The organism is Microbacterium sp. NPDC080005, assembly GCF_040702445.1.
Lineage (GTDB): Bacteria > Actinomycetota > Actinomycetes > Actinomycetales > Microbacteriaceae > Microbacterium > Microbacterium oleivorans_D.
This window is the reverse complement of record NZ_JBFBLD010000002.1, coordinates 763,423-784,918: the sequence shown is the minus strand read 5'-3', so window position 1 is coordinate 784,918 and position 21,496 is coordinate 763,423. Positions and strand designations below refer to the sequence as shown.

Below are 21,496 nucleotides of genomic sequence, written 5' to 3'. Positions count from 1 at the left end.
TCGATCAGCCCTTGACGGCGCCCTGCGTCACGCCTTCCATCACCCAGCGCTGGGTGAAGAGGTAGGCGAGGATCGCGGGGGCCATGGCCATGAGGTACGACGCGAAGGCGACGTTGTAGTTGTTGCTGAACTGCGTCTGGAACAGGTTCTGCCGCACGGGCAGCGTCTGCATCGACGGGTCCGAGATGATGAGCGACGGCAGCATGAAGTCGTTCCAGGCGTAGAGGAAGGCGAAGATGCCGACCGTCGCGCTCATCGGGGCGAGCAGCGGGAAGATCAGCTTCCAGAAGGTCTGCCACGTCGTCGCGCCGTCGATGCGCGCGCTCTCCTCGAGCTCGAGCGGGATCGAGCGCAGGAACGCGGTGAACAGCAGCACGCTGAAGCTCAGCTGGAACATCGTCGCGAGCAGGATGACACCCACGGGGTTGTCGAGCCCGAGCCGCCCGGTCAGCTGGATCTGCGGCAGCGCGACCACCGGGAACGGGATGAACATCGCCGCGAGCAGGTAGAAGAACGAGTAGCGGAAGAGCTTGCGGTCCCAGTTGCGCACGATCGCGTACGAGGCGAACGCGGCCAGGATGATGGTCGCCACCACCGTGCCCGCGGTCACGAAGAACGAGATCGCGGCGCCGACGGGGAACTGCGTGAGGTTCCACGCCTGCACGAACCCGTCGAAGCTGAACGGCGCGGGGAGCGAGAAGGCGTTGCCGTCGACGGCCTGCCCGGTCGTCTTGAGCGACATCGAGATGGTGACGTAGAGCGGCAGGAGCACGGTGACGGAGCAGAGGAAGAGGATGACGGTCCCCGACCAGTTGGGCCGTTCGGCGCCCGTCTTCCGGCGACGGCGCGGCGGCTCGGTGGGGCGGTCGGGGGCGGTGACGGCGTCAGCCTGTTCGAAGGCGAGCGCGGGCTGCGTGGTGGACATCAGACCTTGTTCCTTCCCCGCGTGAGCGAGAGCTGCAGGAGAGAGATGAGGACCGCGACGATGAAGAAGATCGTCGCGTTGGCCATCTGGTAGGCGTAGTCGCCTCCGTTGAAGCCCGCGATGATGGTCATCGCGACGCTGCGGGTGGCCGTTCCGGGACCGCCGCCGGTGAGGCCGACGATGATGTCGTAGGCGTTCAGGAAGCCCTTGAATCCCAGGATCACGTTGATGACGACGTAGCCGGCGACGAGGGGCACGGTGATGCGCAGGAGCTGCTGGCGCTTCGAGGCGCCGTCGATGTCTGCCGCCTCGTACACATCTCCCGGCACGGACAGGAGCCCGGCGATGTAGATGAGGAGTGTGCCGGGGATCGCCTGCCACGCGGTGACGATGACGATCGCGATCCACGCGAGGTCGGGGTTCGCGAGCAGACTCTCCTGCAGCCACGGAACCCCGAGCGATGACCCTGCCGAAGGCAGCGAGTTCGAGAACAGGAAGTTGAAGACGTAGGCGATGATGATGCCCGAGATGACCATGGGGATCACGAAGATCGTCCGGAGGCCCGTCTTGAACCGGATGCGGGAGGTCAGCCCGACCGCCAGCAGGAACGCCGCGATGTTCACGACGATCACCGTCGCCACCGCGAAGCCGGCGGTGAAGAGGTAGCTCTGCAGGATCGCCGGGTCGCTGAACAGCGCGACGTAGTTCGTGAAACCGATGAAGTTCCACTCCCCCAGCCCGATGGAGTCGGTCAGGCTGAAGAAGATGCCGATGATGCCCGGGACGGTGATCGCCAGGGTGAACAGCAGCACGGTCGGCAAGAGGAACAGATAGTAGATCGGTTCGACGCGCTTGCTGCTGCGTCGACGCGTGCGGTCGCCCTGCGTCAGGAGGGTCGTCGTCGACCCCGTCGTGGTGGTCATCGCGCGGCCTCCTCAGCCTCGTCGGTGAGGACGGGCTGGCGGAACGCGAGCCGCGACCAGTCATTGTCCATGGTGGCGAACGTCTGCGCCGGGTCCTGACCGAACATCAGCGCCTGGGCGTAGGCGAAGACGGGGATCGTCTTCGGCACCAGCACGGACGGACCCTGGTAGATCGCCCCCGCTTCGTAGAACTCCTGCATCCCCTGGACGCGCGGATCCTCGGGCGGCGCGGCATCCGTCGTCGGCGAGAAGCCGAGCTGGGACTCGTTGTAGGCCTCGATGATCTCGGGCTGATAGAGGTACTCGAGGAAGTCCCGCGCCGCGTCCTTCTTCGTCGACGCGTCGGGGATCATCGCGGCGAGGTCCATGTTCACGCGGATCGCGCGGTCGTCCGGGTCATCGGTCATCGGGAGCGGGAAGGTGCCGAGGGGCGCGTCGGGCGCGGTCTTCGCGATCTCGCTGAACGCCCACGGCCCCTGCAGGTACATCGCCGCCTCGCCCTCGCCGAACGCGAGGTTGCCGTCGCCGTATGCCCTGCTGTCGGCATCCCCGTTCGTGTACTCGGTGGCCAGCTGCAGCATCTTCTCGGCAGGCTCCGTGAAGTCCTTCTCGAACGAGACCTCGGAGGAGCCGTCGACGTCGGCACCCTCGGCGGCGAGGCCGTCGAAGAAGTCGATGACGTCGATCGAGCCGCCGATGGCGTAGTCGTACCAGCCCTGCGCGACGGTCCAGTCATCCTTGAACGTGCCGTAGAACGGGGTGACGCCGGCCTCCTCGAGCGCGTCGCAGACGGCGATGAGCTCATCCCACGTCGTGGGCACCTCGAGCCCGTTCTCCTCGAAGATCTGCGTGTTGTAGATCACCGACGAGGCCATCACGGAGTACGGCAGTGCGCTCGTGCGGCCCTCGCAGCTGCCGTACTGCTCCATGAGCGGCTGCAGATCGTCGCGGACGGTGGCTGCGGCATCCGTGTCGCCGAGGTCGCTGAGCGCGCAGCGCTGGACGAAGCGGGCGACTTCGTAGTTGTAGTTCGCCAGCATGATGTCGGGCGGGTTGCCACGCACGAAGCTCGCCGAGACGACGTCCACACCCGAGGTGTCCATCTCGACGGTGACGGCATCCTGCGAGGCGTTGTACTCCTTCACGACGTCCTGCATGAACGTCAGCGCCTCGCGTTTGCTGAAGGTGAAGCGGATGGTCTCGCGGCCGTCGGCGGAGCAGCCGGCCAGGCTGGCGCCGCCGAGGGCGGCCACGGCGAGCGCGGCGGCAACCCGCCGCCTGCGGGTGGTGGTCGATGACATGTGTATCCGATCGCGTCGTTGCGGACGAAGTTCTCACTCGAGCAGAGATCCGGCGATTATATTTAGTCGCCAAATCAATGCGATGCAGGCAATATTGCAGGGCGGATTCCGAAAGGTCAAGACTCCGATGTCGACACTCGCCTCCTCCCCGGCACGGCCGGCCAGCCAGGACGCCGTGCTCGCTTTCGCGTGGGACTCGTCCGAGTTCACCGCGACCGAAGCGCTGCAGTCCACGGGGTTGACGCGCTCCACCACGATCGAGGCGACCGATGCGCTCGTCGCGCGGGGCCTCTTGCGCGAACTGCCGAACGCTCGGCTCGCGGGGGACTACCGCAAAGGGCGACCCGCCCGTCGGTTCGCGCTCCGCGACGACGCGGCCGTCGTCATCGGTGTCGACGCGGGCCACGAGCACTTATCCGTCGCCGTCGCCGACCTGCGGGGAAAGCAGATCGCGGATGCCGACGCGCGCCTCGTCATGGATCGTGACGACGCCGCCGCCCGCGCCGCCGTCGTCTCCGACACGATCGACCGCGCCCTCGCCGCCGCGGGCCTCTCGCGCAGCGACGTACTGGCCGTGTGCGCCGGCGTGCCGGCGCCGGTCGATCGCACGGGACGGTCGCCGCGGCATCCGACCCGCTTCTGGGAACGGATGAACCCCGACCTCGTCGACGTTTTGTCGTGGGCACCCGTGGTGCGGATCGAGAACGACGCGTCACTCGCCGCCGTCGCGGAGGGCTCGGTCGGCGCGGCGGTCGGATGCCGCGATTACATCGCCCTGCTGGCGGGGTCGCGCCTGGGCGCCGGGGTGGTCGTCGACGGCCACCTGCTGCGCGGCAGCCACGGCGGCGTCGGCGAGATGGTCGCGTTCGACCACGTCGACGGCGTGCACGGGGCCGAGGGCCTCGGCTCCCGCGCATCGGACCTGGCGCGGGAGCTCGTCCGTTCCGGCGAGGCGACCGCCGGCCTCCGCGGCGTCGCGCTGGAGGCGCTGGATGCGCGGACCGTCCTGGGGATAGCCGCACAGGGGGATGCCGACGCACGCCGCATCGTCGACCGGGTGGGCCTGACCCTCGCCCGCATCGTCAGCGTCCTGGGGAGCATGTTCGACCCCGAGCGCGTCGTCGTGTCGGGCGCGATCGCCGACGGCGTGGACGAAGTGGTCGCCGCCGCCCGGCGCTCACTGCCCACCGACCTCGACCTGCCCGCCCCCGAGCTCGTCGCCTCGACCCTCGGCGGTGAGGTGGTCGTCATCGGGGCGGTCGCCGCCGCCGTGGCCTCGGCGCGCGAACGGGTGCTGGACGTGTGGGGCGCAGCCGACTGAGTCAGCGCACTCCGCGGCGGGGATCCTGACCGGAGCGGGTGTACGCGCGCCAGAGGATGCGGGCGTGACGTTCCTTCGCGCGCTCGACGCCCGCTTCGTCGCCGCGGGCCGCGGACCACCACTCCGACGCACGCTCGCGCATCGCGCTCCACACGACCCCGAGGCCCGCGTGCGGTGGCGGCGGAACGATGGCCCTCTCGGCCGGCATCCGCCCCTTCGGGGCGAGGGCATCGTTCGCGTGCTTCACGATGAGATCGGCCGCGCCGACCGCGTGCGCGTTGATGATCGAGTGCGCCGCGCCCCGGATCTCCCAGCGCCGCGCGCGCGGAGCGACGGCGACGAGCCGCGAGTGGAAGCGGCGCGGAGACGTCGCGTCGAACTCGCCGCGGATGAGCAGGACGGATGCCTCGACCCGCGGCATCCGCTCGATCAACCGATACCGCAGCATGTGCGGGAGGACCTGCACGAAGTACACGAAGCCGCAGAGGACGTACGCCGACAGCGCGGTCATCGCGAGATGGAGCGTCTCGCGGGTGGCCGACTGCGCGAACCGCAGCGCGACGATCGGCAGCGACGACTCCTGATCGTTCACGACGGGGCTGACGAGCACGGCGTGCCGCAGCTGCGGTCGACGGATCAGCACCTCGGTCACCACCTGTGTGCCCATCGAGTGCCCGATGATCACCGGGTCGTCGAGGCCGTAATGGTCGAGCACCTCTTCGACCCGGTCGGCGAAGAACTCGGCCGTCGGCTGATCGCCGGGGCGCGGCATGCCGGCGAACCCCGGCAGATCGAGGGCGAACACGTCGCCGTGCTCGGCGAGCGAGGGCGCGAGGAACTCGAAGTACGTCGCCGCGACACCCACTCCTGCGACGAGGACGAACGGCCGGCCGCCGGCGCCCGCCGTCGTCTCGACACGCGTGACGCGCGTGCGGCGATCGCCGTGGCCGACGTGCTCGACGTCGACGTCGGGGGCATCCTCGGTCGCGGGCATGCCCCCAGGATGCCAGGTCATGTGGGCCGCTAGCGCAGGGCCCCACCGCGCACAAGCGCTGGGGATCGGTCCGAGCCGTTCCTACGCTGACGCCATGCTGCGAAACCTCGTCATCGTGCTGGGCGATCAGCTCGATCACGAGTCGAGCGCCTTCGACGACTTCGAACCCGGGCTGGATGCCGTGTGGATGGCCGAGGTCACCGAGGAATCCGAGCACGTATGGAGCACGAAGCAGCGCACCGCCGTCTTCCTCGCTGCCATGCGACACTTCGCCGCAGAGCTGACGGATGCCGGGCGCCCCCTCCACTACGCGAAGCTCGACTCCCGCGGGACGAAGGGGTCTCTCGCCGACCAGCTCGCCGCCGATCTGAAGAAGCTGAAGCCCGAGGGGCTCGTCGTGGCGGAGCCGGGTGAGTGGCGTGTCCGCGAAGCCCTGCGGGAGGTGGCCGAGACCGGCGGCATCCCGCTCGAGGTCCGCGAGGATCGTCACTTCTTCAGCACCGTCGCGGAGTTCGCCGAGCACGCCCAAGGGCGGAAGTCGCTGCGGATGGAGTACTTCTACCGCGAGATGCGCAAGAAGCACGACGTCTTGATGACCACCCGCGGACAGCCTCTCGGCGGGCAGTGGAACTACGACGCCGACAATCGCAAGGCGTTCCCGAAGCAGGGGCCGGGGCTCGTCCCGCCGCGCGCGCGATTCGAACCGGACGAGATCACGCGCGAGGTCATCGCTCTGGTCGAGAAGCGATTCAGCGACCACCCCGGTTCGCTCGGCTCCTTCGCCTGGCCGGTCACCCGGGCGCAGGCACTCGAGGCACTCGATCTGTTCATCGAGGAGCGGCTGCCCGGATTCGGCGAGACGCAGGACGCGATGTGGCCGGGCGAGCCGTGGCTGTGGCACGCGCACCTCTCGTCGTCCATGAACCTGAAAATGCTCACGCCCCGCGAGGTCGTCGCCGCGGCCGAGGCGGCCTATCGCGCCAAGAAGGCACCGCTCGCGTCGACCGAAGGGTTCATCCGCCAGATCCTGGGCTGGAGGGAGTACGTTCGCGGGATCTATTGGACCCAGATGCCCGGATACCTGAATCGGAATGCATTCGAGGCGTTCGAGCCGCTTCCCGACTTCTACTGGACGGGCGACACACCCATGGCGTGTCTGAAGGACGCCATCGGCACGACGTTGGAGAACGGCTACGCGCACCACATCCAGCGGCTCATGATAACGGGGCTGTACGCCATGCTCGTCGGCGTCGATCCCCAGGAAGTGCACGCCTGGTACCTCTCGGTCTACGTCGACGCGGTCGAGTGGGCCGAGCTGCCGAACACCCTCGGGATGAGCCAGTACGCCGACGGCGGGCTGATGGGCAGCAAGCCGTATGCCGCGACCGGCAAGTACATCGACCGCATGAGTCCGTACTGCAAGACCTGTCCGTTCGACCCGGCGAAGCGCATCGGCGAGGACGCCTGCCCGTTCACGACCCTCTATTGGGACTACCTGATCCGACACGAGGAGCCGCTCGCCGCCAACCACCGCATGTCGCTGCAGGTGAAGAACGTGGCGCGGCTGGACGACGACGAGGTCTCGGCCATCCGGCAGCGCGCGGACGCGATCCGTGCCGGCGACATCCCCGTGCCGCACGACTGACGAAGGAGAGAACCATGACCTCGACCGACATCGCCTTCGTGACCGGCGCGCGTGGCGGAGTGGGGAGCGCCCTCGTCGCGCGCCTGCGCGCTCGCGGCCTCCGCGTCGCCGCCGTCGGGCGGGATGCCGCCTCCCTGGCTTCCACCGACGCGGACGCGCACATCGAGGCCGACGTGACGACGCCCGAGGGCGCCGCAGCAGCGCTCGACGGATGCCGGACCGAGCTGGGCGACGCGCCCGCATGGTTGGCGCACGCCGTCGGCAGCACGCTCATCACGCCGCTGCATCGGACAAAAGCGGATGCCGCGCGCGACATCCTGCGGGTCAACCTCGAGAGCAGCATCTGGATCCTGCAGGCCTGGCTCGAGGCGACCGGCAAGGAACCCGGAGCTGCGGTGTTCGCGAGCTCGGTCGTCGCGCGCATCGGCGTCGCGAATCACGAGGCGATCGCCGCGGCGAAGGGCGGCGTCGAGGCCCTCGTTCGGAGCGCCGCCGCGACGTATGCGAGCCGCGGCATCCGAGTGAACGCCGTCGCGCCGGGGATGACCGACACCCCGATGACAGCCGGCATGCTGTCGGTTCCGATGCAGCGTGAAGGCGCCGAGAAGCAGTATCCGCTGGGCGGGGTGCAGTCCGCCGACGAGGTGGCGGCGGTCATGGACTGGCTGCTGTCGACGGATGCCGCCCGCATCACAGGTCAGGTGGTCCCCGTCGACGGCGGGTTCACTACCATCCGCCCGTTCGTGAAGTAGGTCAACGGGTCACGACGTAGACGTCGTCCTCCCGGGTGACCGTGAGCACGGTATCGACATCGCCGGGGTAGGCGGGCCATGCGTCGCCGAGCGAGCACAGGTCGACGCGATCGCGTTCGAACTCGCCCGCGTCGATTCCCGTGGCCGTCACCACGATCAGGGCCTGCACGCCGTCGCGGCTCGAGAGGTCGGGGACGGCCTTCGCGTCGACGTCGAGTCGGGCGGCGACGTCCGCCGCGCTCTCGTATGGGCAGGCGATGGTGAATCGCTTTGCGCCGTCCTCGGGGAGCAGGTCGGCGACGGGCAGGCTCGACTGGTCGGCGACCGCGTCGAGCACATGCTCCTCGACGTCGCTCGATGTGGGCGCGCAGGCGGTCGTCAGACCGGTGGCGAGGGCGGCGAGGGACAGGACGGCGAGCGCGCGGTTCATGCCTCCTGTCTACGGGGATGCCGCGCCGAGCTCATCGGCCTCGCGAGGCATCCGTGTCCGACGGGGGGATGACGTCGGCTCAGCCCTGCTCGAGGATCCGCTTCGCCTTGCTGAGCGAGGTCTCGAGCGTCGAGCGCACCTCGCCGGCGATCATCCCCTGCGCGAGGCGCATCATCCCGGTCGGCTCAGCTTCGATGCGCACGGTCACGAGCGTCGCCCCGTTCGCGTCGGCGAACACCAGCTCCGACGAGGTCGGCATGATCCCACTCGTGCTGGTCACTGCCATGCGCGACCCCGGTTCGTAGTCCGTGACCCGCCAGTCGAAGGCGAACTCACGCCCGACCGCCCGCATCCGGGTGTGCAGGGTCGAGCCGACGCCGACCGGCGGCGGGGAGGTGAGCTCCTCGGAGATGACGGACTCATCCCAGCGCGCGCGGCCCTCGGTGAAGAAGGCGAACACCTCATCCACCGGACGGTCGATGGTGACGGACTCGGTGACGGTGAACATGTCCTCACCCTAGGTGCGGGGCGGGTCGCGGGATCCGGCATCCACCGATCGGCGCCGAAATCAAGCGGTTGAGCGGAATCGTCCCCAGCCGGATTCTGGGATCCCACGAACTGAGGAGTGTGAGATGGGTCTCGACGACAAGATCAAGAACGCTGCGCAGGACATTGCCGGCAAGGCGAAGGAAGCCCTGGGCGAGCACCGCGGTGACGAGGACCTTCGCCGCGAGGGCGAAGCCGACCAGCGTGAAGCGAACCTCAAGAAGGCCGGCGAGAACGTCAAGGACGCGTTCAAGTAAGCCAGCCCGAGAATGCGCGAGGGGCCCCGCCGGTCAGCCGGTGGGGCCCCTCGCTCGTGCGGCGGCGCTACGAGGCCGCCGTTTCGTAGATGATCTCGAGTCCGTCCTCGTCATCCCACTGTTCGCCGTTCTGCGCGAACCCGTAATCGGTGACGAGCGAGATCGACGGAGCGTTGTCAGGGCTGATGGTCGCCCGGATGATCTTCGCGTCGGGATGCTGCTGCGCCTCGGCGATGAGGATCTCGAGAGCGCGCCGGGCGTAGCCGCGACGACGCCATGCGGGGTCGACGCGGTACCCGACCTCGACCATGCCCCTCTCGTCCGGCGCTCCGTGGAAGCCGGCGACGCCGACGGGCATCGGGACGGCGGGGTCGACGATGAGCCGCGTCACCCACGGGTGGTCTGCCGGTGTCGCGAGGATCTGCTCACTGCGCACACGCCACAGGCTGGCGCACACGGGTCCGGCGAGGTACGGCGAGCCGATCGCGTCGGTCTCGCCTCGTGCCAGCGCGTGCAAGACCCCGCTCGGGATGAGGTCGAGTCGGATGCCGGAGGTCGCCGGGTCCGGGTGCGCCCAGCTCGGTTCGGTGATCGTCATGCCGCCGTTCTCGCCTCACGCCGGCGTTGCGAAGCATCGGGCGCAGACGAGTCGTCATGCCAGCGGAACATCCGGACGAGCGAGGACAGGCCCGGGATCCGCAGGGCAAGGAGGTAGACCGCGTAGCCGACGACGCCGCCCACCGTGTTCCACATCAGGTCGTTGACGTCGGCGATGTGACCGCCGGCGAAGAAGGCTTGCGCCGCCAGCTGCGCGAGCTCGATCCCCAGACTGACCGACACGGCGGTCAGGACGACCTTCACCCATGACGAGCGACGCAAGAGGAGCGGGATCAGGACTCCCAGCGGCACGAAGACCGCGATGTTCATGAGCGCGTCGTCGACCTCGTAGTCGTAGAACGGCACCAGCGCGAGCTTCGGGGTCCACGGCTCGCCGCTGTCGACGGGAGACAGGTAGATCGGGAAGATCGTGTTCGCGAAGATTCCGGCGGCGTAGACGGCGACGACGGCGGCCGTCGCGGCCCGAGCCCACGTGAGCTTCGTGCTCCGCGCCAGCACCGCGATCGAGAGCACGAACAGTGCGACGCCGAGCGGGATCGCCACTGGCAGGACGGGGACCTCGCCGAAAGGGTTTGTGGACACTCCGGGACCCTATCCGAGGCGACCGGTTTGGGCTGACCGCGGTGCTCTGTACGCCGATCCAAGGGATGCCGCGCGACGCGCCGCGCACCGGCATCCCCCACCCGCATGTCGCGCCGGATCCATTGCATCCGTCACCGGGTGCCATGTCGTCTCGATCGCGTTCGGCCAGCAGCCGGTCGAGCTCGGCGTAGACGGCGTCAGTTATGGTCCGATGGTGTCACGCCGTCGAGGGCGCGGCGAGCTGGCAGTCCCCGGCGTAGACCGCTGCGATAGATCTGGGCCGACACGCGAGTAACGGATGCCAGGCCTCGGCGCGTCGTGCCCGATCTATTGCATCCGCGAACCACCCCGCGCACGGCCGACCTCGCCGTGGGCTCGGCTCCTGCTGCACGCCGATGCAATGGATTCGAGGCGACACGCGGGTGATGGATGCCGCGCCTCGGCGTGTCGCGTGCGAACTATCGCATCCGCGAACGGTCCCCCTCAGCCCCGCCCCACCGCCTGCAACCCGCGCAAGCGCAGGCTGTTCGTCACCACGAATACCGACGACAGCGCCATCGCCGCAGCGGCCACGAGCGGATTCAGCAGGGCCGCCATCGCGAGCGGGATGGCGGCGACGTTGTAGGCGAACGCCCAGAACAGGTTGCCCTTGATGATCCCGAGGGTGCGGCGGGCCAGGCGCACCGCGTCGGCGACGACAAGAGGGTCGCCCGAGACGACGGTGATGTCGGATGCGGCGATCGCGGCATCCGTTCCGCCCCCCATCGCGATCCCGAGGTCGGCGGCGGCGAGCGCCGCGGCGTCGTTGACCCCGTCGCCGACCATCGCCACGACCCGCCCCTCGCCCTGCAGACGCCGTATGGTCTCGAGCTTGCCTGACGGCGTGACGCCGGCTTCGATGCGCTCGATGCCGACCTCGGCGGCGACCCGCGCGGCGGATGAGGCAGTGTCGCCCGTCAGCAGGATCGGCTCGAGTCCGAGCTCGCGGAACCGTGCGACTGCGGCGGCGCTCGAGGGCTTGACGGTGTCGGCGACGACGATCGCGCCGAGGTACGCGCCGTCACGCGCGACGGCGACGACCGTGCCCTCGGGCAGATCCGCGGGCACCGCCACGGCCCACTGCTCCGCGAGCCACGACGGGCGACCCGCGACGACCGCAGCGCCGTCGACGATCCCCTGCACACCGAAACCGGCGTGCGACTGGAAGGACTCGACGCTGCCGGGTGCGGACGCGGCGGCGATTGCCTGCGCGACCGGGTGCTCCGACCCCGACTCCACCGCCGCCGCGACGGCCAGCAGCGACTCCCGGGACACGCCGAGAGGCAGCACCTCGGTCACACTCATGCGCCCCGTCGTGACGGTGCCGGTCTTGTCGAGGACGATCGTATCGACGGTGCGCGTCTGCTCGAGCACCTGCGGCCCGCGGATGAGGATGCCCAGCTGCGACCCGCGTCCGGTGCCGACCAGCAGCGCGGTCGGGGTCGCCAGACCCAGCGCACACGGGCAGGCGATGATGAGCGTCGCGACCGCCGCGGTGAAGGCGAGCTCCCACGATGCTCCGGCGAGCGTCCACCCGATGAGCGCGACCAGTGCGAGCCCGATCACGACGGGCACGAAGACGGCCGAGACGCGGTCGGCGAGGCGCTGGACCTCGGCCTTCCCGGTCTGCGCCTCCTCCATGAGCCGCCGCATCCGCGCGAGCTCGGTGTCGGCGCCGACACGTGTGATCTGCACCTCGAGACGACCGCCGACGTTGATGGTCGCGCCGACGACACGGGACCCCTCGGCGACCTCGACGGGCATCGACTCACCGGTGAGCATGCTCGCGTCGACACTGCTCATGCCCGCGGTGACGAGGCCGTCCGACGGGATCTTCTCGCCCGGACGCACGACGACCGTGTCGCCGACGACGAGCTGCGACACGGGGACCCGCACCTCCGCGCCGTTCTGCAGCTTCGCGGCATCCGTCGCTCCGAGTTCGAGCAGCGCGCGCAGCGCCTCGGATGACGCCCGCTTCGCACCGGCCTCGATGTAGCGCCCGGCGAGGATGAAGACGGTGACGAGCGCGGCGACCTCGAGGTAGATCTCGTGCCCGCCCGCGCGCGGCGCACCGATCAGCGTGAAGGTCATGGTCATGCCCGGCATGCCCGCGCCGCCGAAGAACAGCGCGTACAGCGACCAGCCGAACGAGGCGATGACGCCGAGGCTGATGAGGGTGTCCATCGTCGCGGCGCCGTGGCGGAGGTTGACGGCCGCCGCACGGTGGAACGGCCACGCACCCCACACCGCGACGGGAGCCGCGAGGGTCAGCGAAAGCCACTGCCAGTACTCGAACTGCAGCGCGGGGACCATCGACAGCACCGCGACGGGCAGCGACAGTGCGGCGCTGATCAGCAGACGGTTGCGGAGCGGCTTCGTCTCGTCATCCGGCTCGGTCACCCCCGGCTCGGGCACCGGGACCGTCGCCGCATACCCCGCGGCCTCGACGGTCGCGATGAGTTGGGCGGTGTCGACGCCGTCGGCCCTCACGCGCGCCTTCTCGGTCGCGTAGTTGACGGATGCCTCGACGCCGGGCAGCTTGTTGAGCTTGCGCTCGATCCGGGTGGCGCACGACGCGCACGTCATCCCGGAGATGTCGAGCTCGACGTCGGTGAGGGTCACGCCGACACCCGGGTGTAGCCGGCCTCCTCGACGGCGGCTGTCAGTGCGGCGTCATCGATGGGGCTCGCGCTGTGCACTGTGACGTGCGAGGTGCCGCCGGCGACGAGATCGACGGAGACGCCCTCGACCCCTTCGATCTCGGACAGCTCCTCGCGGACGCTCGCGACGCAGTGCGCGCACGTCATGCCGGTGACGAGGATCTTCTCGTTCACCGCGGATGCCGGGGCGCTCGTCGACGTCGACACGTCGGTGAGTCCGAGCTGGATGCGTTCGGTCATGTCGTTCCTCCGGGTGTCGGCGGGTCAGGAGCGGACGAGGCGCGCGATCGCGTCGTTCGCCTCGCGGATCTTGTCGGCGGCGACCTGGCCGCCCTCGGCGCTCGCCTCGGCGACGCAGTGGCTGAGGTGGTCGGCGAGCAGTGACAGCGCGACGGTCTCGAGGGCCTTCGTCGCCGCAGACACCTGCGTGAGGATGTCGATGCAGTACTTGTCCTCGTCGACCATGCGCGCGATGCCGCGCACCTGGCCCTCTACCCGACGCAGTCGCTTCTGCAGGTCGTCCTTGTGGGCGTCGTATCCGTTCACGAAAGATACGGTACCCCCCTAGGGTATCTTCGTCAACGGAGCGGATGCCTCTCCGCGCCGCGCGGTCAGACCTCCTCGACCTCGCCCGACACGAGCGTCAGGTGCTCCCGCGCCGACGCCTCGGCATCCGCTCCCCGGCCGTCGAAGATGGCCTGCGCCGTCGCGAGGTGCGCCTCGAGGGTCCCGACCCGCGGCATCCCGGGCGTCAGTCCTCGGACGGCGCGTCCGCGGAGGATCTCGGCGATCGGTTCGCTCAGTCGCAGGAAGAGCGGGTTGCCCGAGGTGCGCAACAGCAGCCGGTGGTAGGCGATGTCGGCGTCGAGGTACTCCTCGGAGTCGCCGTGCCCCCGGCCGCCCAGATCGCTGAGCAGGGTCGCCCATCGCAGCAGCTCCTCACGCTCGGCCGCGCTCGCACGCCCCGCGGCGAGCCGCGCCGCGACGGGTTCGACGGCGACGCGCAGCTCGGTGAGCTCGATGAGGACGTCGCGCCGGCGCGGGCTGTCGAGCGACCACTCGATGATCTCGGCGTTGAGGACGTCCCACTCCGAGAGGGGGCGGACGACGATCCCCACCCGGCGCCGAGACGTGAGGAGTCCGTGCGTCTCGAGGACGCGCACCGCTTCACGGACGACCGTCCGCGACGCCGCGAAGGTCTCCTCGAGGCCCGCGAGCGTGAGCCCGGTGCCCGCGGGCAACTCGCCCCCGACGATGCGTCGACCCAAGGTCTCGACGATGTGGGCATGGGATGCGGTGGTGACGGGCGTGGGCATCGGTGTCCTTCCTCGCTGGCTCACGCTATCGCGAAAAGTAGGATCATTCGCTTGCGAAAAGTACTACTTATGTGGCACCGTGGGTCCGCTGTCGGGAACGGACCCGGCACGGGGACGATTCACTGGAGAACACAACCCATGGATGAGTGGACTCAGACACTCGGAGCGGTTCCGCTCCTGCTGATCGCGGCCGGAGCCGTCGCGTTGATCCTTTTCCTGATCATCAAGGTGCGTCTGCACGCGTTCCTGGTGCTCGTGCTGGTCTCGCTGCTGACGGCGCTGGCCACCGGCATCCCCGTCGACAGCATCGGCACCGTCCTGATCGAGAGCTTCAGCTCCACGGTGGGAACGGTCGCGCTGCTCGTCGGTTTCGGTGCCATCCTCGGCGCCCTCGTCGAGAGCTCCGGCGGAGCGCGCGTGCTCGCAGAGAAGATGGTCTCGGTCTTCGGTGAGAAGCGCGCCGCCCTCGCCCTCAGCGTCGCGTCGCTCATCATGGGCTTCCCGATGTTCTTCGACGCCGGCCTGATCGTCATGCTGCCGATCATCTTCGCCGTGGCCCGCCGCATCGGCGGCAAGCACATGCTGCTCTACGGCATCTCCGCCGCCGCGGCCTTCTCGGTGATGCACGTCTTCGTGCCGCCGCACCCCGGCCCCATCACGGCGAGCGAGACCTACGGCGCCAACCTCGGCCTCGTCCTGCTCATCGGTCTGGTCGTCGCCCTCCCCACCTGGTACGTCAGCGGTTACCTGTGGGCGAAGTTCACCGACCGCCGCTTCCCCCTCGCCATCCCGAACCTCTTCGGCAGCGAGGACGTTCAGCCCGCCAACCCGCCCAAGGCCGGCACGGTCATCGGCGTCATCGCGATCCCGCTCGTCCTCATCCTGCTCAACACCGGCACGGCCGCGCTCGTGTCGGGCGGCGCCGTCGACGGCGACGCGATCTGGGTGCAGGCGCTGCGCCTGATCGGCACGAGCCAGATCGCGCTCCTCATCTCGGTGCTCGTGGCCATGCTCGTCCTCGGCACCCGGCGCGGTGTCGGCGGCAGCGCGATGGAGAAGATCGTCGAGTCCGCGCTCGGTCCGATCTGCTCGGTGGTCCTCATCACGGGAGCCGGCGGCATGTTCGGCGGCGTCCTGCGTGCCTCGGGCATCGGCGACGCGCTCTCCGACTCGCTCGCCTCCCTCGGCGTGCCCGTCATCTTCGCCGCGTACCTCATCGCCCTCCTCCTGCGCGTGGCGCAGGGATCGGCGACCGTCGCCCTCGTGACCGCCGCGGGCCTCATCGCCCCGGCGGTCGTCTCGGGCGGGTTCAGCCCGCTGCAGATCGCGTGTATCGTCCTCGCCACCGCGGCCGGCTCGGTGTTCGCCGGGCACGTCAACGACTCCGGGTTCTGGCTGGTCGGCCGCCTCATGGGTATGGACGTGAAGACCACACTGCGCACGTGGACCGTCCAGCAGGCGATCGAGTCCGTCGTCGGCTTCGCCTTCGTCCTCGTGATCTTCGGCGCGGTGTCCCTTGTCTGACGCGTTCGACCTCAGCAATCGGCTGGCCCTCGTGACGGGATCGTCCCGAGGGCTCGGCCAGAGCCTCGCGATCGGGTTGGTGGACGCGGGCGCACGGGTGGTCGTTCACGGACGGGATGCCGCGGCGGTCGCGCGCAGCGCCGACGTGATCGGCGAGCGCACCGGCGTCCGTCCCGACACCACGATCTTCGACGTCACCGACGCGAGCGCCGTCGAGGCGGCCGTCGCGGAACTGAGCGAGCGGGTCGGGACCCCCGACATCCTCGTCAACAACGCCGGCATCCAGCGGCGCGCGCCGTTCGCGGAGTTCCCCGTCGCGGACTGGGATGCCGTCATCTCGAGCAACCTGTCGAGCGCCTTCTACGTGTCGCGCTTCGTCGCGCCCGGCATGATCGCGCGGGGCAGCGGCAAGATCATCAACATCGCGTCCGTGCAGTCGCTGCTGGGACGTCAGACCATCGCACCGTACGCGGCGAGCAAGGGCGGCATCGCCCAGCTCAGCCGGGGGATGGCCGCAGACCTGGCGCGCCACGGCATCCAGGTCAACACCCTCTCGCCGGGCTACTTCGCGACCGAGATGAACGCGGCGCTCGTCGCCGACACGGACTTCTCGGACTGGATCGCCCAGCGCACCCCCGCCGGACGGTGGGGCGACGTCGAGGAGCTGCGGGGACCCCTGGTCTTCCTGGCGTCGGCCGCGAGCGATTTCGTGAACGGCCAGAACCTGTTCGTCGACGGCGGCATGACCGCCGTCGTCTGACCCGAGGAGCACTGACATGGACGCAGTCGTCATCGGCGGCAAACTCGATCTCACCGTCACCGAGTACCCCGTTCCGGTCCCCGGCGAGGGCCAGGTCCGCGTGCGCGTGGGCTATGTGGGGATCTGCGGATCGGACCTGCACTACTACGCGGAAGGCGCGAACGGTGCCTTCGTCGTCACCGAACCGCTCGTGCCCGGGCACGAGCTGTCGGGCTGGGTCGATCTCGACCCTGCCGAGCGCCTGCAGCCCGGCACGCCGGTGACCGTGCATCCGGCACGATTTGGCCCCGAAGGGTCGACTCCCGTCGAGCCGCACCTGCGTCCCGGCGGCAGCTACCTCGGCAGTGCCGCGACCACGCCGCACACGCAGGGCGCGATGAGCGACTACCTCGTCGTGGATGCCGGGATGATCCGGGCGCTGCCCGCCGAGCTCCCGGTGCGGCGTGCGGTGCTCGCCGAGCCGCTCGCGGTCGCGGTGCACGGCGCGCGCCGTGCCGGCTCGCTGGCGGGCGCGCGGGTGCTCGTCAGTGGCGCCGGTCCCATCGGCCTGCTCGCCCTCGTCGCCGCGAAGGAGGCGGGTGCTGCGAGCGTCGAGATCACCGACCTGCTGCCCCAGCCGCTCGAGCGCGCCCTCGCCCTCGGTGCCGACGGGGTGCACCGCGTGGGCGAGGATGAGATCCCTGCCGACGCCTACGACGTCGTCCTGGAGTGCTCCGGTGCCGCACCCGCGGTGTCGTCGGCGATCGCCGCCGTGCGACGGCGCGGCACCGTCGTACAGATCGGGATGCTGCCGAATCAGCCGGTGGGGGTGAACGTCGCTCCGCTCATCTCGAAAGAGGCGACCATCACCGGTGCGTTCCGGTTCCTGGACGAGATCGACGAGGCGATCGAGATCCTCGCTCGCCGACCCGAGATCGAGGCGGTGATCACGCACGAGTTCGGCGCAGCCGACGCCGTCGAGGCGTTCGAGACGGCACGACGACCCGCCGACAGCAGCAAGGTGATCGTCACGCTGGGATCTGCGACGGTGGACGCATGACACCCGGCATCCCCTCTGCGCCCCGCGTCGTCGTCATGGGACCGAGCGGGTCGGGCAAGACCGCGGTCGGAGCCGCGCTCGCGGTCGACCTGGGCGTGGACTTCGTCGACGCCGACGACCTGCATCCGGCCGCGAACGTGGCGAAGATGGAGGCCGGGCACCCGCTCGACGACGACGACCGCACACCGTGGCTCGACGTCGTCGGCCGGACTCTCGCCGACGCCCCGGGTCTCGTCGTCGCGTGCTCGGCTCTCGCCCGCCGGTACCGCGACCGCATCCGGGCCGCGGCGCCCGACGTCCGCTTCGTGGAGCTGCTGGTCTCGTCTGAGGAACTCGACCGTCGGATGCGGTCGCGTCAGCACTTCATGCCGCCGGCGCTCCTCGCCTCGCAGCTCTCGACCCTCGAGCACCTCGAAGCCGACGAGCCGGGCGTCGCCGTCGAGAACGTCGGACGCATCCTCGACGTCGCACGGCAGGCGCGCATCGCGCTGGACTGAGCCCGCGGGCTGAGGCTGAGGCGTCAGCGGAGCGCAACCCCTCGCCCGGATCCTCCAGCCGCCCGCAGACTGCTCTCGTGACCACCACCGTTCTCGTCGCCGGAGCAACCGGCGACCTCGGCAGCCGCATCTCCCGCGAGCTCCTCTCGCACGACACCCGACTCCGGGTGCTGACCCGGCCGGGCACCTCGACCGCCGTCGACCGCTTCGGCGACGACCCGCGGGTAGACATCGTGACCGCCGACTACGCGGACCACGACGCACTGGTCGCCGCGGCATCCGGTGTCGACGTCGTCGTCTCGGCGGTCAGCGGGACGCGACCGGTCATCGTCGACGCGCAACGCGCACTCCTCGCCGCGGCGGTCGCAGCCGGCGTGCCCCGCTTCCTCCCGTCGGACTACTCCGCCGATCATCGGCGCCTGACCCCGGGGACCAACCGCAACCTCGAACTGCGCCGGGAGTTCGCCGCCGACCTCGATGCGGCCCCGATCCAGGCGGCATCGGTGCTGAACGGCATGTTCACCGAGCTGCTCGCGGGCCAGGCGCCCTTGATCCTCCGCGACCGCAAACGCGTCCTCTACTGGTCGTCGGCGGATCAGGTGCTCGACGTCACGACGAAGGACGACACCGCGCGGACCGTCGCGCTGGTCGCCCTCGACGCCGATGCTCCGCGCGTCGTCGAGGTCGCCGGCGACCGGGTCACCGCCCGGCAGGTCGCGGAGCTCGCGACCGAGCTCAGCGGCGGCACGTTCACGCTGCAGTGGGCGGGCACGACGGGGACGCTCTCGGCCATGGCCGCGGTAGGGCGACGACTCTCGCGCGACCCCGACGAGACGTTCCCCGCCTGGCAGGGGATGCAGTACTTCGTGAGCATGTTCAGCGGAGAGGGCGAACTGCGCCACATCGACAACGACCGCTACGGGCGTCAGACCTGGACGACAGCCCGCGACATCCTGCAGCCGTGGCTCGCCGGCACCGGGTCGCCCGCAGCCTGAGACTGCGGGCTTCCCCCGTCACAACGCACCCACGCCGCATACAATCGCGGGACACGGTCGTCCGCGCCGTCGCCACCCGAGGAGTCCCGCCATCGACGACCACCGCGCACCGGCATCCCGCGTCTCCGCCTGGTCGACCCTCGGCCGCCTGGTGCACATCTCGCGCCCGGTCCTCTGGATCAACACGATCGGCACCGGCGTGCTCGGCATGTGGCTCACGGGCGCGCTGCTCGATCCGGCGGCGATTCCCCTGCTCGTGTGGTTGACGCTGCCGTTCAACCTGCTGATCTACGGCGTGAACGACATCTTCGATCAGGAGACCGACGCGCTGAACCCGCGGAAGGGATCCATCGAGGGCGCCCGGATCGAGCCGCGCGAGGTGCGACTCATCGTCTGGGCGGTCGCGATCACCAACGTGCCCTTCCTCCTGTGGTTCGTGATCGCATATCCGCCCCCCGCGGTGGCGCTGATCCTGCTCTACACCGCGGTGTTCGTCTTCTACTCGGCGCCGCCGCTGCGCTTCAAGCAGCGACCGTTCCTCGACTCGCTGAGCAACGCCGCCTACGGGCTGCCGCTCCTGATCGTGCCGGTGGCGCTGGGCGCCCCGCCGCTGTGGCCGGCGGTGGCGGGGCTGCTCGTGTGGAGCGTCGCGAAGCATGCCTACGACGCCGTGCAGGACATCGACGAGGATCGCGAGGCCGGCATCCGCACCACCGCGGTGCTGCTCGGCCCGCGCGGCACCGCGGTGTGGAGCGGCGTCTGGTGGCTGGCGTCGAGCGTGCTGTTCGCGTTCGTCAGCATCCCGGTCGCCGCCCTCAATCTCGCGATCGCCGGTGTCCTCGTCGTGTGGATGCTGGTGCGCCCGACACCCGCGACCGGGCGGAGGCTGTATCCGGTGTCGATCGCGTTCCCCTACGTCGCAGGGTCGCTCGCGAGCGGATTGCAGCTCGCGAAGATGTTCTTCGAGGCGTACGGATGAGCCGCATCGTGGTGGTCGGTGCCGGGCTCGGCGGGCTGGCGGCATCCGCTCTTCTCGCTCGCGCCGGGCACGACGTGACCCTGCTCGAGGCCGCGGACCGGGTCGGCGGCAAGAGCCGACGACTCGAGGTCGACGGCGAGCGCATCGACTCGGGGCCGTCGCTCGTGACCTTCCCAGGAGTCTGGGACGAGCTGTGCCGCCGCCTCGGTGCGGACGCCGGCTCCCTCGCGCTGGAGCGGCTGCCCGAGGTGGGGCGCTACTACTACGACGGCGAAGAGGTCACGCTCCCGGTACCGCCCGATCACCGCTGGTACCCGGCGTGGAAGCGGTTCAGCGACCTGCACGCTCCGCTGGCGGGTGACGTGACGGCGCTCCTCGTGGCCGCCCCGCTCGACCGGCGCTCGCTCCCGGCTCTGCGCCGGCTGCTCGCGGTGTACGGTCCGCGGCTCAGCACGCGGTCGTACCTCGACGGCCTCACGTGGATGCCCGAGGGCCTGCGCGAGATCATCGCGATCCACACGCTCAACGCCGGAGTGTCACCGTCGCAGACGCCCGCGCTCTACGCGAGCATGCCGGCGATCATGGCGGCGTCCGGAGTGTGGGTGCCCCGCGGCGGCGTGTACGAGATCCCGCTCGCGCTGGCTCGGATGGCGGATGCCGCGGGCGTCGACATCCGCACCGGTGAGACCGTGACGCGCATCGAACGCGGACGCGTGACCACGGCCGGTGGATCGTTCCCGGCCGATGTCGTCGTCAGCGCCCTCGATGCGGACCGGGTCGACGCGCTGCTCGGCCGACGGCCGCGACGTGCGCGTGCCCTGTCATGCTCGGCGGTCGCGATCTACGGCCCGCTGCGCGAGCCCCTGCCCGAGCGCATAGCGGCGCACAGCGTCATCCTCCCCACCAAGCCCGATGCGCTGTTCCGCAGCCTCGCCGCGGGTGACGAGCCGGCCGACACGATGGCGTTCGTGAACCTGTACCGGGCGGGCGAGATCTACCCGAACGAGCGCAGCACGGTCGCCGTCCTGCTGACCGCCCCCGCCGACGGGTCGGGGTACGACCTCGAGCACCCGTTCGTGCGGCGCGAGGTCGAGCGGATCTCGCGGACGATGAGCCTCGACCAGCTGCTCACCGACACGATGACGGATGCCGCGGTCCTCGACCCGCGCTACTTCGGGACCTTCGGCGAGCGCCACGGCGCCCTGTACGGAGCCGCGCGTCCGCTGTGGATGAGCGGTCCGCTGCACCGGCCCGCGCATCACGACCCGCGCACGCCGTGGCTCTGGCGCGTGGGCGCATCCGTGCATCCCGGCGGCGGCATCCCGGCCGTGCTCGGCGGGGCGATGATGGTCGCCGCGGAGCTGCTGCGGCGGCATCCGGTCTGAGCCGGCCC

23 protein-coding genes are annotated in these 21,496 nt (G+C 70.0%); 11 read left to right on the top strand and 12 right to left on the bottom strand.

Annotation, left to right across the window (positions count from 1 at the left end):
- Positions 1-4 precede the first annotated feature (4 nt).
- From AB0259_RS10600 to AB0259_RS10590, 3 genes are read right to left on the bottom strand one after another with little or no spacing between them, the layout of a single operon-like run.
- Complete coding sequence (locus AB0259_RS10600) at positions 5-925, bottom strand: carbohydrate ABC transporter permease (RefSeq protein WP_253034655.1); 921 nt, start codon at positions 923-925, stop codon at positions 5-7.
- Positions 925-1,848 (bottom strand): sugar ABC transporter permease, encoded by a 924-nt coding sequence (locus tag AB0259_RS10595; RefSeq protein ID WP_251577239.1) that lies wholly within the window; start codon positions 1,846-1,848, stop codon positions 925-927. The genes AB0259_RS10600 and AB0259_RS10595 overlap by 1 nt, the downstream gene beginning before the upstream one ends.
- Positions 1,845-3,149: an ABC transporter substrate-binding protein gene (locus AB0259_RS10590; protein WP_366221791.1), complete on the bottom strand. Its 1,305-nt coding sequence runs from the start codon at positions 3,147-3,149 to the stop codon at positions 1,845-1,847. The genes AB0259_RS10595 and AB0259_RS10590 overlap by 4 nt, the downstream gene beginning before the upstream one ends.
- A gap of 127 nt (positions 3,150-3,276) precedes the next feature.
- Between AB0259_RS10590 and AB0259_RS10585 the strand changes: the two genes are divergently transcribed.
- Positions 3,277-4,470: an ROK family protein gene (locus AB0259_RS10585; protein ID WP_366221793.1), complete on the top strand. Its 1,194-nt coding sequence runs from the start codon at positions 3,277-3,279 to the stop codon at positions 4,468-4,470.
- Position 4,471: 1 nt separating this feature from the next.
- On the opposite strand, the gene AB0259_RS10580 is transcribed toward AB0259_RS10585, so the two are convergent.
- Positions 4,472-5,464, bottom strand: coding sequence for an alpha/beta hydrolase (locus AB0259_RS10580; protein ID WP_366221795.1), 993 nt, complete (start codon positions 5,462-5,464; stop codon positions 4,472-4,474).
- Positions 5,465-5,558: 94 nt separating this feature from the next.
- Between AB0259_RS10580 and AB0259_RS10575 the strand changes: the two genes are divergently transcribed.
- Together AB0259_RS10575 and AB0259_RS10570 are read left to right on the top strand one after the other, a co-directional pair.
- Positions 5,559-7,109, top strand: coding sequence for a cryptochrome/photolyase family protein (locus AB0259_RS10575; protein ID WP_366221797.1), 1,551 nt, complete (start codon positions 5,559-5,561; stop codon positions 7,107-7,109).
- A 14-nt stretch (positions 7,110-7,123) separates the two neighbouring features.
- Positions 7,124-7,861 (top strand): SDR family oxidoreductase, encoded by a 738-nt coding sequence (locus tag AB0259_RS10570; RefSeq protein ID WP_366221798.1) that lies wholly within the window; start codon positions 7,124-7,126, stop codon positions 7,859-7,861.
- A gap of 1 nt (position 7,862) precedes the next feature.
- Here the strand turns inward: AB0259_RS10570 and AB0259_RS10565 are convergent, their stop codons facing one another.
- Both AB0259_RS10565 and AB0259_RS10560 read right to left on the bottom strand, forming a co-directional pair.
- The gene (locus AB0259_RS10565) at positions 7,863-8,291 is read right to left on the bottom strand and encodes a hypothetical protein (protein WP_366221799.1); all 429 of its coding nucleotides are present in this window, start codon (positions 8,289-8,291) and stop codon (positions 7,863-7,865) included.
- A gap of 79 nt (positions 8,292-8,370) precedes the next feature.
- Positions 8,371-8,799 (bottom strand): SRPBCC family protein, encoded by a 429-nt coding sequence (locus AB0259_RS10560; RefSeq protein ID WP_366221801.1) that lies wholly within the window; start codon positions 8,797-8,799, stop codon positions 8,371-8,373.
- A gap of 124 nt (positions 8,800-8,923) precedes the next feature.
- Here AB0259_RS10560 and AB0259_RS10555 point away from each other — a divergent pair, with 124 nt between their 5' ends.
- Positions 8,924-9,094 (top strand): CsbD family protein, encoded by a 171-nt coding sequence (locus AB0259_RS10555; protein WP_251577255.1) that lies wholly within the window; start codon positions 8,924-8,926, stop codon positions 9,092-9,094.
- Between the two features lie 67 nt (positions 9,095-9,161).
- On the opposite strand, the gene AB0259_RS10550 is transcribed toward AB0259_RS10555, so the two are convergent.
- From AB0259_RS10550 to AB0259_RS10525, 6 genes are all read right to left on the bottom strand, one after another.
- Positions 9,162-9,692, bottom strand: a complete 531-nt coding sequence (locus AB0259_RS10550) for a GNAT family N-acetyltransferase (RefSeq protein WP_366221802.1) — start codon at positions 9,690-9,692, stop codon at positions 9,162-9,164.
- Positions 9,689-10,294 (bottom strand): VanZ family protein, encoded by a 606-nt coding sequence (locus AB0259_RS10545; RefSeq protein ID WP_366221804.1) that lies wholly within the window; start codon positions 10,292-10,294, stop codon positions 9,689-9,691. The genes AB0259_RS10550 and AB0259_RS10545 overlap by 4 nt, the downstream gene beginning before the upstream one ends.
- A gap of 483 nt (positions 10,295-10,777) precedes the next feature.
- The gene (locus AB0259_RS10540; protein WP_366221805.1) at positions 10,778-12,955 is read right to left on the bottom strand and encodes a heavy metal translocating P-type ATPase; all 2,178 of its coding nucleotides are present in this window, start codon (positions 12,953-12,955) and stop codon (positions 10,778-10,780) included.
- Positions 12,952-13,233, bottom strand: a complete 282-nt coding sequence (locus AB0259_RS10535; RefSeq protein WP_366221806.1) for a heavy metal-associated domain-containing protein — start codon at positions 13,231-13,233, stop codon at positions 12,952-12,954. Before AB0259_RS10535 ends, AB0259_RS10540 begins: the two co-directional genes overlap by 4 nt.
- Positions 13,234-13,257: 24 nt before the next feature.
- Positions 13,258-13,539 carry a metal-sensitive transcriptional regulator gene (locus AB0259_RS10530; protein ID WP_251577267.1) on the bottom strand — a complete coding sequence of 94 codons (282 nt, stop codon included), beginning with the start codon at positions 13,537-13,539 and terminating at the stop codon, positions 13,258-13,260.
- A 65-nt stretch (positions 13,540-13,604) separates the two neighbouring features.
- Complete coding sequence (locus AB0259_RS10525; RefSeq protein ID WP_366221808.1) at positions 13,605-14,309, bottom strand: FCD domain-containing protein; 705 nt, start codon at positions 14,307-14,309, stop codon at positions 13,605-13,607.
- 138 nt (positions 14,310-14,447) lie between these two features.
- Here AB0259_RS10525 and AB0259_RS10520 point away from each other — a divergent pair, with 138 nt between their 5' ends.
- From AB0259_RS10520 to AB0259_RS10490, 7 genes are all read left to right on the top strand, one after another.
- Positions 14,448-15,833, top strand: coding sequence for a GntP family permease (locus AB0259_RS10520; RefSeq protein ID WP_251577271.1), 1,386 nt, complete (start codon positions 14,448-14,450; stop codon positions 15,831-15,833).
- The gene (locus AB0259_RS10515; RefSeq protein WP_366221811.1) at positions 15,826-16,593 is read left to right on the top strand and encodes an SDR family oxidoreductase; all 768 of its coding nucleotides are present in this window, start codon (positions 15,826-15,828) and stop codon (positions 16,591-16,593) included. The genes AB0259_RS10520 and AB0259_RS10515 overlap by 8 nt, the downstream gene beginning before the upstream one ends.
- 16 nt (positions 16,594-16,609) lie before the next feature.
- Positions 16,610-17,632 carry an L-idonate 5-dehydrogenase gene (locus AB0259_RS10510; protein ID WP_366221814.1) on the top strand — a complete coding sequence of 341 codons (1,023 nt, stop codon included), beginning with the start codon at positions 16,610-16,612 and terminating at the stop codon, positions 17,630-17,632.
- Positions 17,629-18,129 (top strand): gluconokinase, GntK/IdnK-type, encoded by a 501-nt coding sequence (locus AB0259_RS10505; protein WP_366221818.1) that lies wholly within the window; start codon positions 17,629-17,631, stop codon positions 18,127-18,129. The genes AB0259_RS10510 and AB0259_RS10505 overlap by 4 nt, the downstream gene beginning before the upstream one ends.
- A gap of 77 nt (positions 18,130-18,206) precedes the next feature.
- Positions 18,207-19,124: an NmrA family NAD(P)-binding protein gene (locus AB0259_RS10500; RefSeq protein ID WP_366221820.1), complete on the top strand. Its 918-nt coding sequence runs from the start codon at positions 18,207-18,209 to the stop codon at positions 19,122-19,124.
- Positions 19,125-19,215: 91 nt separating this feature from the next.
- Positions 19,216-20,103, top strand: coding sequence for a UbiA family prenyltransferase (locus AB0259_RS10495; RefSeq protein ID WP_366222702.1), 888 nt, complete (start codon positions 19,216-19,218; stop codon positions 20,101-20,103).
- A complete protein-coding gene (locus tag AB0259_RS10490) occupies positions 20,100-21,488 on the top strand; it encodes an NAD(P)/FAD-dependent oxidoreductase (RefSeq protein ID WP_366221822.1) in 1,389 nt (462 codons plus the stop codon). The genes AB0259_RS10495 and AB0259_RS10490 overlap by 4 nt, the downstream gene beginning before the upstream one ends.
- Positions 21,489-21,496: the final 8 nt, after the last annotated feature.

Bases quoted from the DNA above. Each gene is read 5' to 3' on its own strand.
- AB0259_RS10565 (WP_366221799.1), bottom strand. From the start codon at position 8,291: ATGAACCGCGCGCTCGCCGTCCTGTCCCTCGCCGCCCTCGCCACCGGT.
- AB0259_RS10590 (WP_366221791.1), bottom strand. From the start codon at position 3,149: ATGTCATCGACCACCACCCGCAGGCGGCGGGTTGCCGCCGCGCTCGCC.
- AB0259_RS10525 (WP_366221808.1), bottom strand. From the start codon at position 14,309: ATGCCCACGCCCGTCACCACCGCATCCCATGCCCACATCGTCGAGACC.
- AB0259_RS10490 (WP_366221822.1), top strand. From the start codon at position 20,100: ATGAGCCGCATCGTGGTGGTCGGTGCCGGGCTCGGCGGGCTGGCGGCA.
- AB0259_RS10575 (WP_366221797.1), top strand. From the start codon at position 5,559: ATGCTGCGAAACCTCGTCATCGTGCTGGGCGATCAGCTCGATCACGAG.
- AB0259_RS10595 (WP_251577239.1), bottom strand. From the start codon at position 1,848: ATGACCACCACGACGGGGTCGACGACGACCCTCCTGACGCAGGGCGAC.
- AB0259_RS10585 (WP_366221793.1), top strand. From the start codon at position 3,277: ATGTCGACACTCGCCTCCTCCCCGGCACGGCCGGCCAGCCAGGACGCC.
- AB0259_RS10560 (WP_366221801.1), bottom strand. From the start codon at position 8,799: ATGTTCACCGTCACCGAGTCCGTCACCATCGACCGTCCGGTGGATGAG.
- AB0259_RS10570 (WP_366221798.1), top strand. From the start codon at position 7,124: ATGACCTCGACCGACATCGCCTTCGTGACCGGCGCGCGTGGCGGAGTG.
- AB0259_RS10510 (WP_366221814.1), top strand. From the start codon at position 16,610: ATGGACGCAGTCGTCATCGGCGGCAAACTCGATCTCACCGTCACCGAG.
- AB0259_RS10550 (WP_366221802.1), bottom strand. From the start codon at position 9,692: ATGACGATCACCGAACCGAGCTGGGCGCACCCGGACCCGGCGACCTCC.
- AB0259_RS10580 (WP_366221795.1), bottom strand. From the start codon at position 5,464: ATGCCCGCGACCGAGGATGCCCCCGACGTCGACGTCGAGCACGTCGGC.
- AB0259_RS10535 (WP_366221806.1), bottom strand. From the start codon at position 13,233: ATGACCGAACGCATCCAGCTCGGACTCACCGACGTGTCGACGTCGACG.
- AB0259_RS10600 (WP_253034655.1), bottom strand. From the start codon at position 925: ATGTCCACCACGCAGCCCGCGCTCGCCTTCGAACAGGCTGACGCCGTC.
- AB0259_RS10520 (WP_251577271.1), top strand. From the start codon at position 14,448: ATGGATGAGTGGACTCAGACACTCGGAGCGGTTCCGCTCCTGCTGATC.
- AB0259_RS10505 (WP_366221818.1), top strand. From the start codon at position 17,629: ATGACACCCGGCATCCCCTCTGCGCCCCGCGTCGTCGTCATGGGACCG.
- AB0259_RS10555 (WP_251577255.1), top strand. From the start codon at position 8,924: ATGGGTCTCGACGACAAGATCAAGAACGCTGCGCAGGACATTGCCGGC.